The 16,969-nt window shown below is 61.1% G+C and carries 14 protein-coding genes; 13 read left to right on the forward strand and 1 reads right to left on the reverse strand.

Annotated elements, in window-relative coordinates; translation table 11 throughout:
• Position 1 precedes the first annotated feature (1 nt).
• The 12 genes from waaC (at position 2) to KVH01_RS09915 (ending at position 12,972) form a co-directional block, all read left to right on the forward strand.
• Complete coding sequence (gene waaC / locus KVH01_RS09860) at positions 2–1,063, forward strand: lipopolysaccharide heptosyltransferase I (RefSeq protein WP_217881299.1); 1,062 nt, start codon at positions 2–4, stop codon at positions 1,061–1,063.
• Positions 1,063–2,187, forward strand: coding sequence for a glycosyltransferase family 4 protein (locus KVH01_RS09865; protein WP_043050739.1), 1,125 nt, complete (start codon positions 1,063–1,065; stop codon positions 2,185–2,187). The genes waaC and KVH01_RS09865 overlap by 1 nt, the downstream gene beginning before the upstream one ends.
• Positions 2,184–2,990: a lipopolysaccharide core heptose(I) kinase RfaP gene (gene rfaP / locus KVH01_RS09870; protein WP_043050740.1), complete on the forward strand. Its 807-nt coding sequence runs from the start codon at positions 2,184–2,186 to the stop codon at positions 2,988–2,990. Before KVH01_RS09865 ends, rfaP begins: the two co-directional genes overlap by 4 nt.
• On the forward strand, positions 2,990–3,724 hold the full coding sequence (locus KVH01_RS09875; protein ID WP_043050741.1) for a lipopolysaccharide kinase InaA family protein: 735 nt from the start codon (positions 2,990–2,992) through the stop codon (positions 3,722–3,724). Before rfaP ends, KVH01_RS09875 begins: the two co-directional genes overlap by 1 nt.
• Complete coding sequence (locus tag KVH01_RS09880; RefSeq protein ID WP_217881300.1) at positions 3,721–4,473, forward strand: lipopolysaccharide kinase InaA family protein; 753 nt, start codon at positions 3,721–3,723, stop codon at positions 4,471–4,473. The genes KVH01_RS09875 and KVH01_RS09880 overlap by 4 nt, the downstream gene beginning before the upstream one ends.
• Positions 4,473–5,933, forward strand: a complete 1,461-nt coding sequence (locus KVH01_RS09885; RefSeq protein ID WP_217881301.1) for a lipopolysaccharide kinase InaA family protein — start codon at positions 4,473–4,475, stop codon at positions 5,931–5,933. Before KVH01_RS09880 ends, KVH01_RS09885 begins: the two co-directional genes overlap by 1 nt.
• A gap of 387 nt (positions 5,934–6,320) precedes the next feature.
• Entirely contained in the window at positions 6,321–6,656 is a 336-nt protein-coding gene (locus KVH01_RS09890) for a YceK/YidQ family lipoprotein (RefSeq protein WP_217881302.1), read from the forward strand.
• Between the two features lie 146 nt (positions 6,657–6,802).
• A complete protein-coding gene (locus KVH01_RS09895) occupies positions 6,803–8,560 on the forward strand; it encodes a carbamoyltransferase family protein (RefSeq protein ID WP_217881303.1) in 1,758 nt (585 codons plus the stop codon).
• On the forward strand, positions 8,561–9,457 hold the full coding sequence (locus tag KVH01_RS09900) for a GNAT family N-acetyltransferase (RefSeq protein ID WP_217881304.1): 897 nt from the start codon (positions 8,561–8,563) through the stop codon (positions 9,455–9,457).
• The gene (locus KVH01_RS09905) at positions 9,454–10,860 is read left to right on the forward strand and encodes a PIG-L deacetylase family protein (protein ID WP_217881305.1); all 1,407 of its coding nucleotides are present in this window, start codon (positions 9,454–9,456) and stop codon (positions 10,858–10,860) included. Before KVH01_RS09900 ends, KVH01_RS09905 begins: the two co-directional genes overlap by 4 nt.
• An 85-nt stretch (positions 10,861–10,945) precedes the next feature.
• A complete protein-coding gene (locus tag KVH01_RS09910) occupies positions 10,946–12,094 on the forward strand; it encodes a glycosyltransferase family 4 protein (protein WP_217881306.1) in 1,149 nt (382 codons plus the stop codon).
• Positions 12,091–12,972, forward strand: coding sequence for a glycosyltransferase (locus tag KVH01_RS09915; protein WP_043050749.1), 882 nt, complete (start codon positions 12,091–12,093; stop codon positions 12,970–12,972). The genes KVH01_RS09910 and KVH01_RS09915 overlap by 4 nt, the downstream gene beginning before the upstream one ends.
• A 118-nt stretch (positions 12,973–13,090) precedes the next feature.
• On the opposite strand, the gene KVH01_RS09920 is transcribed toward KVH01_RS09915, so the two are convergent.
• The gene (locus tag KVH01_RS09920; protein WP_217881307.1) at positions 13,091–14,932 is read right to left on the reverse strand and encodes a bifunctional O-antigen ligase/aminoglycoside phosphotransferase family protein; all 1,842 of its coding nucleotides are present in this window, start codon (positions 14,930–14,932) and stop codon (positions 13,091–13,093) included.
• A gap of 158 nt (positions 14,933–15,090) precedes the next feature.
• Here KVH01_RS09920 and msbA point away from each other — a divergent pair, with 158 nt between their 5' ends.
• Positions 15,091–16,896 (forward strand): lipid A export permease/ATP-binding protein MsbA, encoded by a 1,806-nt coding sequence (msbA, locus tag KVH01_RS09925; protein ID WP_217881308.1) that lies wholly within the window; start codon positions 15,091–15,093, stop codon positions 16,894–16,896.
• Positions 16,897–16,969 lie beyond the last annotated feature (73 nt).

The following is a 16,969-nucleotide window of genomic DNA, read 5'->3' on the forward strand; positions in this document are numbered from 1 at the left end:
GTTGCGGGTACTGGTAGTCAAGACCTCATCCCTGGGCGATGTGATCCACGCCTTGCCAGCATTGACCGATGCAGCGCGGGCGATCCCCGGCATTCGCTTTGATTGGGTGGTGGAAGAAGGCTTTGCCGAAATCCCTGCCTGGCACCCGGCGGTGGACCAGGTGATCCCGGTAGCGATCCGCCGCTGGCGCAAGAATCTCTGGCAAACCTTCAAGAGCGGCGAGTGGCGGCGCTTCAAGCAGCGTGTGCAGTCGACCAAATATGACTTGGTGATCGACGCCCAGGGCCTGTTGAAAAGCGCCTGGCTGACCCGTTATGTGCGGGCACCCGTGGCCGGGTTTGACAAGCACTCGGCCCGCGAACCGATCGCGGCACACTTCTACTCGCGGCGCCTGGCCGTGGCCCGTGGGCAACACGCGGTAGAGCGCCTGCGCCAGTTGTTCGCAGTGGCCTTGGGCTACGATCTGCCCAAAGGCCTGGGCGACTATGGCCTGAGCACCGAGAAGCTGCTGGGGCTGCCGCCAAAGAAACCTTTTGTATTGCTGTTGCACGGCACCACCTGGGACACCAAGCACTGGCCCGAAGCCTATTGGCGCGAGCTGGCCGAACGCATGGGCCGCCTGGGGGTGGACGTGAAGCTGCCCTGGGGCAACGCCGCCGAAAAGGCCCGGGCCGAGCGCCTGGCCCAAGGGCTGCCCAACGCCGAAGTGTTGCCCAAGCTCAACCTGGCGGGTGTGGCCAGTGTATTGGCCAGCGCCCGGGCCTGTGTGGCCGTGGACACCGGGCTCGGCCACCTGGCCGCTGCACTGGATGTGCCGACCATTTCCCTGTTCGGTCCCACCAACCCCGGCCTGACCGGTGCCTATGGCAAGGGCCAGGTTCACCTGGCCAGCGATTGGCCGTGTGCGCCATGCCTGCAAAAAAACTGCACCTATCAACCAACGGCCGACGACCTGCGTCGGTTCGACATCCAGCGTGAGTCGCCCCTGTGTTTCACACGCTTGAATCCTGAGCGTGTAGCAAGCCGGCTGAGCACGTTGTTACTGGCTGAGGAGCAGCACTGATGCAACTGGCTTTTGTTCTGTACAAGTATTTCCCCTTCGGCGGCCTGCAGCGCGACTTCATGCGCATCGCCCTGGAGTGCCAGCAGCGCGGCCACCAGATTCGTGTGTACACCTTGATCTGGGAGGGTGATATCCCGCCAGGTTTTGAGGTGCTGGTGGCACCGGTCAAGGCGCTGGTCAACCACCGTCGCAACGAAAAACTGTATGCCTGGATCCAGGCTGACCTGGCCAAGCGCCCGGTGGACCGCGTGGTGGGATTCAACAAAATGCCCGGGCTGGATGTGTACTTCGCCGCCGACGGGGTGTTCGAGGACAAGGCACAAAACCTGCGCAACCCCATGTACCGCTGGTTCGGGCGCTACAGGCACTTCGCCGAATACGAGCGTGCGGTGTTCGACAAAAACGCCAAGACCCGGATCATGGTGTTGTCCGAGCATCAGCAGCAGCTCTTCACCCAGTATTACGGAACCCAGGCCGAGCGTTTCCATCTGCTGCCGCCCGGCATCGCCCGCGACCGACGCGCCCCGCCGAACGCCGCCGAAATCCGCGCCGAGTTTCGCGGTGAATTTGGCCTGGCCGAGGATGATCTGTTGCTGGTGCAGATCGGTTCGGGCTTCAAGACCAAGGGCGTCGACCGCAGCCTTAAGGCCTTGGCCGCATTGCCTTCGAAGCTGAAGAAACGCACCCGGCTGTTTGTAATCGGCCAGGACGACCCCAAGGTATTCCAATTGCAGAGTGCCGCATTGGGCCTGGGTGATCAGGTGCAGTTCTTCAAGGGCCGCAGTGATATCCCGCGCTTTCTGCTGGGTGCAGACCTGCTGATCCACCCTGCTTATAACGAGGCGGCCGGCATGGTGCTGGTCGAAGCGGTGGTCGCCGGCCTCCCGGTACTGGTGAGCCGGGTGTGTGGCTACGCGTTCTACATCGACAAGGCCCAGAGCGGTCGGGTGTTGGACGAGCCGTTCGAGCAAGCCCAGCTCAACCAGTACCTGGTGGATATGCTCGACGATCCACACGCACGCGCGACCTGGAGTCGCAATGGTCTGGCCTTCGCCGAGACGGCCGACCTCTATAGCATGCCGCAGTACGCTGCGGACCTGATTCTGGCGGAGCCAAACCGATGAAGTTGATTCTAGCCGAACCCTTCAAGACTCTTTGGGCCGGGCGCGATGCGTTCGCCGAGGTCGAGAAGCTGGAAGGCCAGGTGTTCCGCGAGCTGGCCGCTCGCCGTACGTTGCGTACGGTGGTCGAAGGCCAGCCTTATTTTGTGAAGATCCACCGTGGCATCGGCTGGGGCGAAATCCTTAAGAACCTGGTTACGGCCAAGTTGCCGGTATTGGGCGCGGGCCAGGAGTGGCTGGCGATCCAGCGCTTGCAGGAACTCGGCGTGCCGACCATGACCGCCGTGGCGTTTGGCGAAAAAGGCAGTAACCCGGCGGACCAGCATTCGTTTATCGTCACCCGGGAACTGACCCCGATTATCAGTCTGGAAGACTTGACCCTCGACTGGGTCAAGCAACCGCCCGTGCCAGCCATCAAGCATGCCTTGACCCTTGAACTGGCACGTACGGTCGGCGCAATGCACCGCGGCGGGGTCAATCATCGCGATTGCTACCTCTGCCATTTTCTGTTGCACACCGACCAGCCCATCAGCGTCGACAACCTCAAGCTGTCGGTGATCGACCTGCACCGCGCCCAGGTGCGTGCGACGATACCCATGCGTTGGCGCAACAAAGACCTGGCCGGCCTGTATTACTCCGCCCTGGAGATCGGCTTGACCCAGCGCGACAAACTGCGCTTTCTCAAGGCTTACTTCCAACAGCCGCTGCGCCAGATCCTGGCCGAGCAAACCGCGCTGTTGGCCGAATTGGAACGCATGGCCGCGAAGCTCTATGCGCGCAAGCAACGATACGGGGATGCGCTCTGATGGCGGGTTGGAACCTGGAGCCTGCCTACGCCGCCCTGGCGGATGACTTCGGGAGCCTGGAAGCGGTCTTCGCCCTGCAAGGCGAGCGGCTGACCCGCGACCCGCTGTCGGAAGTGATCCGGGTGGAGCGGGGTGGGGTCAATTATTACGTCAAGCGCTATGTGGGCGCCGGTAAAGGCTTACGCCGCTATTTGGGCCGGCCGCGGGTCAAATCCGAATGGCAGAACCTCAAGCGTTTTGCCAAATGGGGCATCCCTACGGCCGACGTAGTTGCCTGGGGCCTGGATCGCAAGGGCCTGGCCTACAACCGCGGCGCCATGATCACTCGTGAATTGCCCAGGACCGAAGACCTGTCGGTGCTGGCCGAGCGTAATGACGAACGCCTGAAGGACCCCCGCTGGGTCGATGGCATCAGCCGTCAGCTCGCTGAGTACACGCGGACCATGCACGACCACCGTTTCACCCATAACGACTTGAAGTGGCGCAACCTGCTGGTGGACGACCAGCGCACCCTATACCTGATCGACTGCCCCAACGGCGATTTCTGGCGCGGTTTCTGGCTCAAGTACCGCATCACCAAGGACCTGGCCTGCCTGGACAAAGTCGCCAAGTATCACTTGTCGGCCACCCAGCGCCTGCGCTTCTACCTGCAATATCGCCAACGCTCGCACCTGACGGCGTCGGACAAACAGCGGATTCGCCACGTGGTGAAGTTTTTCGAGGGGCGCGAATGAGTGACTTCCTGGCGGCCGAAGACCGCGCTTTGCTTGAGCGCAACGGGCTGGCGACATTCGATGCCCTGTGGGCCAAGCAACTGGACGCGGTGGACGAGCCCAATACCAGCCAAGGCGGCTGGAGCAGCGTGTATCGCCTGGAACTTGAGGGTCAGGGTTACTACCTCAAGCGCCAGAGCAACTACCTGACCCGCACCTTGCACCGGCCGTTGGGCGAACCCAGTTTTGCCCGTGAGTTTCGTAACATCAGCCTGTATCGGAAGCTGGGAATCCCGGCGTTGCAGGCGGCTTTCTTCGGCGAGCGCAAGGTCGCAGGCGAACGCCGGGCGATGTTGCTTACCCGCGCCCTGGATGGTTGGAACGACCTGGATTCGTTGCTGGAACAATGGCCGCAACTGAGCGATATCCAGCAGCGCGCAATCCTGCTGGCGTGCGGCAAGCTGGCGCGGCACCTGCACGGTGTTGGTCAGGTGCACGGCTGTTTTTACCCCAAGCATATTTTCCTGCAGGCCACCGCGCAGGGTTACGCCGCGCAGTTGATCGACCTGGAGAAAACCCGCCCGCTGTTGTTCGGCTGGCGGGACCGGGTCAAGGACCTGGAACCGCTGCTGCGCCGTGCGCCGCAATGGTCCGATGCGCAAGTGCGCCAACTGTTGGCAGCGTACCTTGAACAGCCCGAGGACAGTGCCTTGGTATCCACTTGGCTTCAACGCTTGACTGCACGCCGTAGCCACAAGGAGAACCGCTGATGCGTTTATCCGAGCTGAAAAAGATTGGCCGTTCCCCCAGCCTGCCGTTGACTATCGACTTGGCAGATGCCGCAGGCCCAGGGCAGTTGCAACTGCTGAGCCTATTGCGGGTGTTGCCGGGGCAGCGCTACGTGGGCGCGGCTGTTTGGCGCGGTCGCCCGGTGTTGGCCAAGCTACTGGTAGGCAGCAAGGCGGCGCGGCATTTTCAGCGCGAGCTCAAGGGCGTGCGTTTGTTGGCCGAGCAGGGCCTGACCACGCCGCTGTTGCTGGCCGATGGCTTGCAGGATGGCGAGGGCGGCTGGCTGCTGTTTGAGTTTATCGAGGGCGCCCAAAGCCTGGCCGACGCCTGGCTCGCCGTCGAGAGCCTGCCGCCGCTTGCGGACGAACAAACCGCCGTGCTCGCCGAAGCGCTGGGTGCGATTGCCCAGATGCACGCCAAAGGCCTGTGGCAGGAAGACCTGCACCTGGACAATCTGCTGCGCCAGGATGGCAAGTTGTATTTGATCGATGGCGCCGGTATTCGTGTCGAGGAGCCGGGCAAGCCGCTGTCGCGCAATCGAGTGCTGGAAAACCTCGGGGTGTTTTTTGCCCAGTTGCCGAAAAGCCTCGAGCCCTTTACCGAAGAATTGCTGGTGTATTACCTGCTCGGCAATGGCGAGCATGCCTTGCCGCTGGAAGCCCTGGAAAAGCAGGTACGCAAAGTCAGCGCCTGGCGCTTGAAAGATTTCCTCGACAAGACCGGTCGCGAGTGCACGCTGTTCAGCGTGGTACGTGGCGCCTTTGCCCTGCGTGCGATCCGACGCGAAGAAGAGGCGGCCATGCTGCCGGTGCTGGAGCAGGCGGATGCGTTGCTTGATCAGGGCCACCTGTACAAGACCGGCGGCGCGGCCAGCGTGGGCAAGGTCGAGGTGGCCGGTCGGCCGCTGGTGATCAAGCGCTACAACATCAAGGGCTTTGCCCACTGGCTCAGGCGCTTTTGGCGGCCGAGCCGCGCCTGGCATTCCTGGCGCGAAGGCAACCGCCTGGCGTTCCTCGGTATCGCCACGCCCAAGCCGCTGGCGGTATTGGAGAAGCGCTTTTTATGGTTGCGCAGCCGTGCTTACCTGATCACGGAGTTCCTGCCTGGGCCGGACATCATCGAGCGCTTCGCGCCGTATGTTGAGCAAGGTGATGCGCCTGAAAGCGAGCTGATGGCGCTGGAGCATCTATTCGCAGAGTTGATTCGCGAGCGTATCAGCCACGGCGACTTCAAGGGGCATAACCTGTTTTGGAACGACGGCTGCTGGGCGATGATCGACCTGGACGCGATGTGTCAGCACAGCTCCATCGCCAGCTTCGCTGCGGCGTATGCCAAGGATCGTGCGCGGTTTATGCGCAATTGGCCGCAGGGAAGTGCGTTGTATCAAGTGATTGATCAGCGTTTGCCTAAAGAGACGGATGTTTTGGCGGGCCTGGTTTAAGAGCACGCTTGAGGTCCAAATGTGGGAGGGGGCTTGCCCCCCGATGCGGGGCGTCAGTGAATGTTTCTGTAACTGATCCACCGCTATCGGGAGCAAGCCCCCTCCCACATTAGAATTGATATTCAGCCCCAGCCCCCTCGTACCACGATCGCCCCGCCGGCGTTGCTGACATACCGGCAGGTCGAGCGTCGGGCTGGCGCTGCGCGAGCCGGTGATCACGCTGGGGTCGAGGGTCAGCGTTGCGTCGCCGGCCAGGGCTGTGGTGCACAAGCCCAGTGCAAGCAGGGCGGCGGGATCGGACGCTTCCTACACAAAATTGCGCCCAGCAGAGCCTGTGGATAACGGTTCGGAGTGTTAGCTTTCAGTCCCTCAACTGGAGAAGCAAGCATGAAGACTGGAATGGCGAGGCTGTGGGCGCTGGTAGGCAGCCTGTTGCTGCTGGCCGGCTGCGGTACCGTGACAACGGTGTTGCGTGACGATGGGGTCGCAATCCGGGAGCTCAAGGCGAAAAAAACCTACTGCCAGTCCGTTCCACGTGTCTACAGCGGCGTGGCTTATGACCTGTGCGTACTGCATGCACCGCCCAATTCCGCAGGTGGCCTCGCGCTGGACGGTATTCCCTGGGCCTTTATCGATGTGCCGATCTCCGCCGTGCTGGATACCCTTGCCTTGCCTTACACCCTCTACCGGCAAAACGCCGACGGTAGCCTCGAACTGCAGTAGCCCTCCGAGCCTGGCGCGCGCCGCTAACAGCTTCCCCCTGCTTTTAAGCTATAATCCCGCCCTTTAGCTGTTTCTCGCCCAGGCGAGAGGCACACTTTTTTCAGGCGCGACCCGCCTGCATGCAGACTAAAAGAGGCTAGACCCCTGTGGCATTGACGATTCTTGGCCTGTCCGGCGCCCTTAGCCATGATCCTTCCGCAGCCCTGTATATCGACGGCAAGCTGATTGCGGCCGCCGAAGAAGAGCGCTTCGTACGCGACAAACATGCAAAGAACCGCATGCCCTACGAGTCGGCGAAGTTCTGCCTGGAACAGGCCGGCATCAAGCCTTCCGACGTTGACGTAGTGGCGATCCCGTTCGCCCCGATCAGCCTGTTCGGCGAGGCGCGCTGGCACTACGCCAAGCGCTACTGGTACGCCCCGGACCGTGCCCTCGACGCGATCCTGATGGGCAACCGTCGCTACAAGCGCTATCGCAACAAGATCGTCTGGTGCCTGGAGCAATTGGGTTTCGACCCGAAGAAAATCAAGATCGAACCGGTTGAACACCACCTGGCCCACGCTTCCAGTGCCTACCACTGCTCGGGCTTTCAGGAAAAGACCGCGATCCTGGGCATCGACGGCAAGGGTGAGTACGCCACCACGTTCTTCGGCTACGGCGAAAACGGCAAGATCCACAAGATCAAGGAATTCTACGATCCAGACTCCCTCGGCGGCCTGTACGGCGCAATCACCGAGTTCCTCGGTTTCGAGATGCTCGACGGTGAATTCAAGGTCATGGGCATGGCGCCCTATGGTGATGCCAGCAAGTACGACTTCTCGCGCCTGGCCTCGTTTGAAAACGGCGAACTGCTGATCAACACCGACTACGCCAACGTCATCGGCCTGCGCCGTTATAAAGAGAAGGGCAAGGGTTTCTACTTCTCGCCGAAACTGATCGAGTGGCTGGGCCCCAAGCGCGAAGGCGACATCGCCGACGAGCCGTACATCCACTACGCGGCCAGCATGCAGGCGCTGTTCGAAAAGCTGGCCCTGCAGATGATCGATTACTACCTGGGTGACATCCTCAAGGACACCGGCAAGCTGGCCTTCGCCGGTGGCTGTGCGCTGAACGTCAAGCTGAACCAGAAGATCATCGCCCGTGACGACGTGAAAGAGCTGTTCGTACAGCCCGCTTCCGGCGATGCCGGTACAGCAGTCGGTGCGGCGGCCTACGTGTCCCACGCCCGTGGTGTACCGGTTGAGAAGATGGAGCACGTCTACCTCGGCCCGTCCTACAGCAATGAAGACGTGATCGCCGCCTGCGCCAAGCACGCGAGCAAGCCGAACTGGCGCAAGATCGAGAACATGCCGCAGCGCATCGCCAGGATCATGGTGGACGGCAACCCCGTGGCCTGGTTCCAGGGACGCATGGAGTTCGGCCCGCGTGCCCTGGGCGGCCGTTCGATCATCGGTTGCCCGAGTGCGACCGGCGTGGCTGACCGCATCAACCACCAGATCAAGTTCCGCGAGCGCTGGAGGCCTTTCTGCCCGTCGATGCTCGACACCGTGGCCCCGCAGATGATCAAGGTCGATCACCCGGCGCCGTTCATGACCTTCACCTTTGAAGTCGCCGAAGAGTGGAAGACCCGCGTGCCGGAAGTGGTGCATGAAGATGGTACGTCCCGCGCCCAGGTGCTCAAGCGCGAATACAACCCGCGCTACTACGACATGATGAAAGAGCTGGAAGTGCTGACCGGTAACGGTGTGTCGCTGAACACCTCGCTCAATCGTCGTGGCGAAGCGATGATCTGCTCGCCGACCGATGCGTTGAACATGTTCTTCGGCTCCGACCTGCAGTACCTGATCATGGAAGACATCCTCGTGGTCAAGGACGGCGTGGACCCTTATGACGCCGTGGTTTAAATGCTGAACCGCTTCCAGGGCTGGCGTGAACGTGGCTGGGCGCCTGTCGAGGCCGAGGTTTACGCTCAGGCCTGGCAGCGTTATGGCGGCAGCCTGGCGACTCATCCGCAGGTGATCGAGCGGTTGGCTGACCTGGCGCAGATTCCGGTGCGCTATCTGGGTTGGGAACAAGGTGGCGAACTCAAGGGGGCGATCGCCACCTGGGGACGCGACCTTGCTCTCTCCAAGGAAGTGCTCAAGCGCAGCGGCAAGAAGGGCCTGTTTGACCTGGGCAACGCTGAGATCATCCTGCCGATTGCCGCCGATGCGCAGGTGCCGTTGCGGCATCGTGCGCGCTACCTGTCGGCGCTGAACGAGGGGCGCGTCAGCACCCTCAAGCCCCAGGCAGAGCAATTGGCCATGGCGCGCACGCCCGAAGAACTGTCGAAGAAGTTTCGCTACAACCAGCGCCGCGAATTGCGTTTGCTGGAAGAAGCGGGCGGCGTAGTGCGGGCGGTCAGTGAGTTTTCCAGCGTGGAGTTGGCGGCGATTTATTGCGACCTGTTCCAGCGCCGCTGGGGCTTTCCGGCAGCAGGCGCGGCGCGCCTGGCCGAGGTATTGGAGTTGCTCAAGGAGTTCCTGTTCGGCTCGGTGCTGTTTCTCAATGACGCCGCGATTGCGGTGCAGTTGGTGTATCAGGTGCAGTCCAATGAGTGGTTCAGCGCCGAGTACGTCAACGGTGGCGTCGACCCGGAAACCCGCGCATTCAGCCCCGGCAGCGTGCTGAGTTTCCTCAATACCCAAAGCGCGTGGGAACAGGCGCGGGCGTCGAACAAGTCGCTGCGTTTCTCCTTCGGGCGTTCCGACCGTGAGTACAAGGAGCGCTGGTGCAACCCGGTGCCGGTGTTCAGCGTATGAGTCGCAAGCAGCAGCTGCTCAAGCGCCATCGGCGCAACAAGCGTATCGCGCTGTTGATCGGCTTGCTGGTGTTGGTGGCAGCCGGCGTCCTGGTGGCTTGGTGGTTGCCGCTGCTGCTGGCGGTGCTGCTGTGGGCGGCCCATGAAGCCTGGTTTGCCGATCACCTGTTTTACTCGCCCAAAGACAGCTACGGCTACGCGTTCCCGGTCGGCAGCGAACAGTCCGGCCTGCGCCTGGAGGCGGGGCGGCTGCTGTTGGACACGCCTCTGGCGGCCGATGAAACCCTGATCGTGGGTGTCGATTTGAAAAGCACCTGGTTTGGGCGGTTCCTCGACCCTGCGGTGGACGTTTTGGGCCTGGAGATGCCGGATCGACAAGTCTTCGAGCGCGGCGTCGCCGGGCGGCGTTACCTGAACCTGACAGGCGCCGCCGAAGCCTTGGCGGCGGGCAATATCAGGTTGCGCGGGCGTTTCTGCCGGATCAAGGGCCAGCCGATACTCTGGCGCTTTCGCCAGCCGGACTATCGCCAGCACCGGGTGATGGTCATCGCGCCTCACGCCGACGATGCCGAGCTGGCGGCGTTCAGCCTCTACAGTCAGGCGCGTGAAAGCTGGATCGTGACCCTGACCGCCGGTGAAGTTGAAGCCGAACATTACCAGCACATGGGGCTTCCCAGAGCTGAAGCCGCCCGCCTCAAGGGCCGCCTGCGTGCCTGGGACAGCATCGCCGTGCCGCGTTGGGCTGGCGTGCCCGAGACGCAGTGTGTGCAATTGGGCTACTTCTGCATGCAGTTGCAGGCCATGCAGGCAGCGCCGGATCAGCCCATGGCTTCGCGCGAAGCTGACTTAAGCGATACGCGGTTGTTTCGTCAGTTCAACGGCTTTGCATTGCCGGGGGATATGGACGGCGCGCCGACCTGGCACAACTTGATCGCTGACCTGCGGGCACTGCTGCTAAAGGCGCGGCCCCAGGTGATCGTGTTGCCCACGCCATTGCTTGACCCCCACGCGGACCACATCAGTGCCCATGCGGCGATCCTGGAAGCCCTGCAAGGCCTGGAGTGGCAGCCCGACACATTGCTCGGCTACGCCAATCACCTGCATGATAACGACCGCTGGCCCATGGGTGATTCGGGGGCTGGCGTAGCGCTGCCGCCGCGTTTTGAGAGTGCGGTCGAGATGGAGCCTTGCAGCTTTGCGCTCAGTTTGAGTCTGCAGCAGGACAAGGCCATGGCATTGGGCATGATGCATGACCTGCAACCGCCAGCGCCGTTCAAGCGCCGGGTGCGCAGGTGGTTGCAGCAACTGCTGGCGGGCCGCAAGCCGTCGCCCTACGGCGAGAACGAATTCTTTCGCAAGGCCGTGCGCCGTCACGAGCTGTTGTGGGTCCTGAAGAGGGACTGAGAGCCTATTGAAGGCAGGCCGGTATTTGCCTGTCGCCCTTTTTACCGGGCTGCGTGCCCGTAGCCAGATCGCTGCATGGAGAGTTATGAAGCCGCGTTTCAAGGTTTTGCAGTTACAGCCGGACTACAACGTCAAGACCAATGATTTCGCCGACCTGGGTGAGCAAATCGTCAAGTCCTTGCCGCCTGAGCGTTTCGAGGTGACATCCGGATTTCTCAGCGGCCGCCCGCTGCCCGGCCAGCCCCTGAGCGTGGCTGAACACTCTCATTATTTCGAGCTGCCGGAGAAGTCCCTCAAGGGCATTCGCTTCGGTGCCATGTGGCAGATCTACAAGTATTGCCGCGAGCAGAAATTCGATGTGGTCATCTGTAACCGCTTCAAGTCGGTGAACATGATGCTCTCGCTCAATCGCTGGCTGAAAATTCCGCTGTGTATCGGCATCTCCCACGGTTTTGGCGAGTATGCCCGTGGTTACCGTCGACGTCAGACCCAGCGCTGGGTCAGTCCGGCATGGCGGTTTGTCGGGGTGTCGGAGGCGGTGAAGGACTATCTGGTGGATCTCAATTGCGGCTTTACCCGCGACAACACCACCTATGTCACCAACGCTATCGACATTCCCCAGGCCGAAGCCCTGCAGTTGACCCGTGAGGACGCCCGCAAGGCCCTGGGTCTGCCAATGGACGCACGAATGATCGGCGCCCTGGGCCGCCTGGTACCGATCAAGGGCCACACCCATCTGTTGCAAGCTTTCGCGACCCTCAAGGACAAATACCCCGAGGCCCAGGTGGGCATCATCGGTTCCGGTCGCGCCGAAGCCGATCTGCGTGCGGATATCGAGCGTCTGGGCCTGACTGGTCGCGCACACTTACTGGGCTTTCGCGAAGACGGCATGAAGTACGTGCGCGGCTTCGATATCTGGACCATGCCGTCGCTGTTCGAAGGCCTGGGCCTGGCCCTGCTGGAAGGCATGAGCGGCCACTTGCCGGTGATCGCTTCCAATGGCCCGGCGATGCTGCCGCTGGTGCAGGGCGCGGGCGGCCTGTCCCATGACCCGGGTAATGTCGAGCAACTGGCCGCGGCCCTGGATACCTATCTGGCGCTGAGCGATGAACAATTACGCGCCAAGGGTGAAGAGGTGTTCCGCTACCTGCAGGCCAATCACACTCTTGAAGAGTTCAAGCACAAGTACCTGACCCTGATTGAAACCGGTTTGCGTGAAGTAGGTAGAGCATGAATCAGCCACAACCCCTGGTCTCGGTGATTATCGCTTCCTATAACCACGGCCAGTACATCGAACAGAGCATCCTCAGCGTGTTGGGGCAGACCTACCCCAATATCGAATTGCTGGTGGTGGATGACGGCTCCAAGGATGATAGCGTCGAACGTATCCTGCGCTTGCAGGCCGAGCACGGCTTTGACTTCCAGGTCCAGCAGAACCAAGGCCTCAGCGCCACCCTCAACGGTGCGATCGCGCGCGCCAAGGGCAGCCTGATCGCACCGTTCGGCTCGGACGACATCATGCTGCCGGACCGTATTGCCACCCAGGTCGCGTATATGGACGGTAAGCCTAAGGTGGGCATGTGTGCCGGCAACATCGAGCTGATCGATGCTGACGGCAACCTGCATCCGGAGAAAAAACAACGCCGCGACGTGCCGTTTCGCAGCCTCGACTTCGATGATATTTTCATGGACCGCAAGCCGTTCCCACCGGCCCCGACCATGCTGATTCGTCGGGAAGTGCTGGAGCAAGTCGGTGGCTTCGACCCGCAGATTCCCCTGGAGGACCTGCTGATCCAGTTGAAGATCACGGCGGCGGGCTACACGATCGACGCCCTTGGCGTGGTGATGGCCAAGTATCGCCAGCACGCGAGCAACACGTACAAGAACCACCGCTACATGATCCAGAACATTCTCAAGACTTATGCCAAGTTCAGCGATCACCCGGCTTATGACGCGGTGCGCTACAACTTCCTGAACTCGATGTTCCTCAAGACCGCCGACCGCGATCGCCCACTGGCGCGGGAGATTCTCAAGCAGATCCCGTTGAAGTTCTGGGGGCGCAAGACGTTGCGCGGTTTGGTGCGCTTGTATCTGGCGCCGCTCAAAAACTGAAACTGCGCCTCACCCTGTAGGAGCGAGCTTGCTCGCGAAAAAACGGAGAACACCGCGGGCAACTTGAATGCCCGCGTCATCGTTCACGATTTTCGCGAGCAAGCTCGCTCCTGCATGTTTAAAGGCTCTGTACTTGCTCGCGGATTTTCGCGGTAGCCGCTGGGCTTGCCACCGATGCGTAGCCTTTGACCAGTTGCTCGAAGTGCGTTTCGAACAGCCAGTTGCGATCCTGTGGATAGCGCTGCATGTGGCGCAGGTTACGCTGGCGCAGCGCGTAGCGCAGTGAGGACGGGTAGATGCGCAGGTCGGCCACATCGATCAGGCCGAACTCACCGTCGTCCATCAACAGCACGTTACCCAGGTGAAGCGAGCGGAAGTAAACACCGCGCTCGTGCAACTGCGCCATGAACCGGCCAAAACGCTCCACCAGCGATTCGCGCAAGCTGCTGTCCAGGCTTTGCAGCGCTTGGCGCAAGGTCAGGCCGGGCAGTGGTGTGTAGGCCACGGCGCTGCTGGCGTCACTCAGGCGATAGAGCCCGAGGATGTCCGGGGCGGGAATGCCAAGGGTGCGCAATTGCTCGCTGTTGCTGGCAAAACGCTCCGAATACGGGTTGAAGCTGCCGGAGGTGTACCAGCGGCGTGGGCGGAATAGCTTGAGGAAGCTGCCGTCTTCCAGGCGTAGGACTTTAGGTCCGAGGCCATCGGCTTCAATGACGTGGGCGTTGTTGCACATCTGCTCGAAGGCGGCGGTCTTCAGGTTTTGCACCGGCATACGCAACAGGCTGCGATGGCGCTGGGCGATGCTCAGGCCGGTGATAATCGCCAGGGGAATCCACAGCAGGAACCAGTGTTCCTTGGGGCGCGACAGAATGCCGCCGCCCTCGGTCAGGCCTGCGCCGATGCCGTAGGCCAGCAGCGAGGATGCCAGGATGAACAGCGGCTGTGCGCGTTGCTGCAGGCCTTTATACAGGCCCCAGCCGAGCATAAAGGCCCAGGGGATAAAACCAATGATGCCGACGTAATAGAGCACGCCGAGGGCAAAGCTGTGGGGTTCGCGCAGTTGGTATCCATCGGACACCGTTAGGTAAAGCTCGGAATCGTAGCTATGCCCGATCCAGGGATGCTCGGCGATAAGCTGCAGTGAAATACTCCACAGCTCGAGACGGAACGAAGTGCCTCGCTCGGTGATTAACTCGGGGTAAAACAGGAGTAGTGCGACTGTGCCTAGGATCATTCCACTGATCAGCAATGCCGAGCGACGATTTCGGCTCACAAAGCTCATCCACAGGATAGCCAGCCCCAGCGCCACCAGCGGCGTGCGTGAGCCGGTCGCCAGCACGGCCATGGTCATGATCGCCAGGGCCGGTACGCTGAACCACAACACTTTCATGCGCTGGGTGGTCATGCAGACATACAGCCAGTACACGGTGAAAAACCCAAAAAGGTGCGAACTCAACAGTGGGTTATCAAGAGCACCAAGACCGCCGATCATGCGCAAACCGGGCGAATAGCCCTTGGCGAACGCCACCAGGTTACCCAGGCTCACCACCAGTGCAATCACCGCCGCGCTGAAGAAGATCGGTTTGAACAATTCATTGCGGTAATGCAGCAACAGCCCGCACCCGCCAAAAAGCATGAAGGTGTTCAGCGGTCGCTTGAACAGGTCGGTGTCGGTGCTGTGTTCGGGGCTCCACAGCAGGCTGGTCAACGCCCAGGCGGAGAAAGCCAGGAACGCGATTGCCAGCGGCTCGCGCAACAGATCCTTGAATTCCCTGGGGCGCATGCACAACAGAAACAAAGTCGGTACGCTGAACAGGATGTAGAAAATCCGGTGCAGTACATTACGATTGCCGACGAAGAACAGTGCACTCAGGAGCAGCAATAAGCCAACAGGCAAAATCCATAGGACCAGGAAGTCGAAAACGCGATTTGAGCCATAGTTAAGGCGCTTGGAGTGCATACAGTAGAGCCATTCCAGAAAGAGAAAGCCAACCATCTTAAGCTAGTGGCCATGTAATGTCGCCGGTCGGATCCAACCGGGCCGCGGGTTACACCGGGTGCAAGTACAACAGAGAAGCTGTGCTAAAGTCAGCCTCCTTTTTCAAAACGCCGCGTGATATGACCGACTCCAGTCCGAGCGCAAGCCCTTCGAGCTTGAAAATATACTTCCGTCTGCTCAGTTACGTTAAGCCTTATATGGGCTTGTTCGCATTGAGTATCCTCGGATTTCTGATTTTCGCGTCGACCCAGCCGATGCTGGGTTACATCCTCAAGTATTTTGTCGACGGCCTCTCCAACCCGGAAGCCGTGCTGTTCCCGACGGTACCATTCCTGCGCGACCTGCAACTGCTGCAGGCCGTGCCGCTGCTGATCATCCTGATCGCGGCCTGGCAGGGCTTGGGTTCGTTCCTGGGCAACTACCTGCTGGCCAAGGTTTCCCTGGGCCTGGTCCACGACCTGCGGGTGCAGTTGTTCAACAACTTGCTGACGCTGCCCAACCGTTATTTCGATAACCACAACTCCGGCCACCTGATTTCCCGCATCACCTTCAACGTGACCATGGTCACGGGGGCGGCGACCGACGCCATCAAGGTGGTCATCCGCGAAGGCATGACGGTGATCTTCCTGTTCGCCTCCCTGCTGTACATGAACTGGCGCCTGACGCTGGTCATGATCGCGATCCTGCCGCTGATTGCCGTGATGGTCAGCACCGCCAGCAAGAAATTCCGCAAGCAGAGCAAAAAGATCCAGGTGGCCATGGGCGACGTCACCCACGTGGCCTCGGAGACCATCCAGGGCTACCGCGTGGTGCGCAGCTTCGGTGGTGAAGTCTACGAAGAGAAGCGCTTTCTCAAGGCCAGCCAGAGCAACACCAACAAGCAACTGCGCATGACCCGTACCGGGGCAATCTACACGCCAGCATTGCAGTTGGTGATCTACTCCGCCATGGCTGTGCTGATGTTCCTGGTCCTGTACCTGCGTGGCGATGCCTCTGCCGGTGACATGGTGGCCTACATCACCCTGGCCGGTTTGTTGCCCAAGCCGATCCGCCAACTGTCGGAGGTCAGCTCCACCATCCAGAAAGGTGTGGCGGGCGCCGAAAGCATTTTCGAACAACTGGACGAAGACGTTGAGGTCGACCACGGCACCATCGAGCGCGACCAGGTCAGCGGTCGCCTGGAAGTGCGCAATCTGAACTTCACCTACCCTGGCACCGAACGCCATGTGCTCAAGGACATCAGCTTCACTGCCGAGCCTGGGCAGATGATCGCCCTGGTGGGCCGTTCGGGCAGCGGCAAGTCAACCCTGGCCAGCCTGATCCCGCGCTTCTACCACCATGAAAGCGGCGAGATCCTGCTCGACGGCGTAGAGATCGAAGACTACAAGCTGCTCAACCTGCGCAAGCACATTGCCCAGGTCACCCAGCACGTCACCCTGTTCAGCGACACCGTGACCAATAACATCGCCTACGGCGACCTGGCCGGTGCGCCTCGCGCCGACGTTGAAGCGGCCGCCGCCGATGCCAACGCCAAGGACTTCATCGACCAGTTGCCCAAGGGCTTCGATACCCAGGTCGGCGAGAACGGCGTGTTGTTGTCCGGCGGCCAACGCCAGCGCCTGGCCATTGCCCGGGCATTGCTCAAGAATGCGCCGTTGTTGATTCTCGACGAGGCCACCTCGGCCCTCGACACCGAGTCCGAGCGGCATATCCAGGCGGCACTGGACAAGGTCATGCAAGGCCGTACGACCCTGGTGATCGCGCACCGATTGTCGACTATCGAGAAAGCCGACCTGATTCTGGTGATGGATGACGGGCGGATTGTCGAGCGCGGCACCCACGGCGAGTTGCTTGCGCAGAACGGTTATTACGCCCGCCTGCATGCCATGGGCCTGGATGCGCCGGTAGCGGCTGACATCACCTGATCAACAGACGTCACGGCTCGAATGTGGGAGGGGCTTGTCCGAAGGTTTTTTTGTAGGAGCGAGCTTGCTCGCG

Origin of the sequence: Pseudomonas khavaziana, assembly GCF_019145205.1 — a bacterium.
GTDB classification, from domain to species: Bacteria; Pseudomonadota; Gammaproteobacteria; order Pseudomonadales; family Pseudomonadaceae; genus Aquipseudomonas; species Aquipseudomonas khavaziana.

Bases quoted from the DNA above. Each gene is read 5' to 3' on its own strand.
- KVH01_RS09890 (WP_217881302.1), top strand. From the start codon at position 6,321: ATGAAGACTGGAATGGCGAGGCTGTGGGCGCTGGTAGGCAGCCTGTTG.
- KVH01_RS09885 (WP_217881301.1), top strand. From the start codon at position 4,473: ATGCGTTTATCCGAGCTGAAAAAGATTGGCCGTTCCCCCAGCCTGCCG.
- rfaP (WP_043050740.1), top strand. From the start codon at position 2,184: ATGAAGTTGATTCTAGCCGAACCCTTCAAGACTCTTTGGGCCGGGCGC.
- KVH01_RS09910 (WP_217881306.1), top strand. From the start codon at position 10,946: ATGAAGCCGCGTTTCAAGGTTTTGCAGTTACAGCCGGACTACAACGTC.
- KVH01_RS09915 (WP_043050749.1), top strand. From the start codon at position 12,091: ATGAATCAGCCACAACCCCTGGTCTCGGTGATTATCGCTTCCTATAAC.
- KVH01_RS09880 (WP_217881300.1), top strand. From the start codon at position 3,721: ATGAGTGACTTCCTGGCGGCCGAAGACCGCGCTTTGCTTGAGCGCAAC.
- KVH01_RS09900 (WP_217881304.1), top strand. From the start codon at position 8,561: ATGCTGAACCGCTTCCAGGGCTGGCGTGAACGTGGCTGGGCGCCTGTC.
- msbA (WP_217881308.1), top strand. From the start codon at position 15,091: ATGACCGACTCCAGTCCGAGCGCAAGCCCTTCGAGCTTGAAAATATAC.
- KVH01_RS09875 (WP_043050741.1), top strand. From the start codon at position 2,990: ATGGCGGGTTGGAACCTGGAGCCTGCCTACGCCGCCCTGGCGGATGAC.
- KVH01_RS09905 (WP_217881305.1), top strand. From the start codon at position 9,454: ATGAGTCGCAAGCAGCAGCTGCTCAAGCGCCATCGGCGCAACAAGCGT.
- KVH01_RS09920 (WP_217881307.1), bottom strand. From the start codon at position 14,932: ATGCACTCCAAGCGCCTTAACTATGGCTCAAATCGCGTTTTCGACTTC.
- KVH01_RS09865 (WP_043050739.1), top strand. From the start codon at position 1,063: ATGCAACTGGCTTTTGTTCTGTACAAGTATTTCCCCTTCGGCGGCCTG.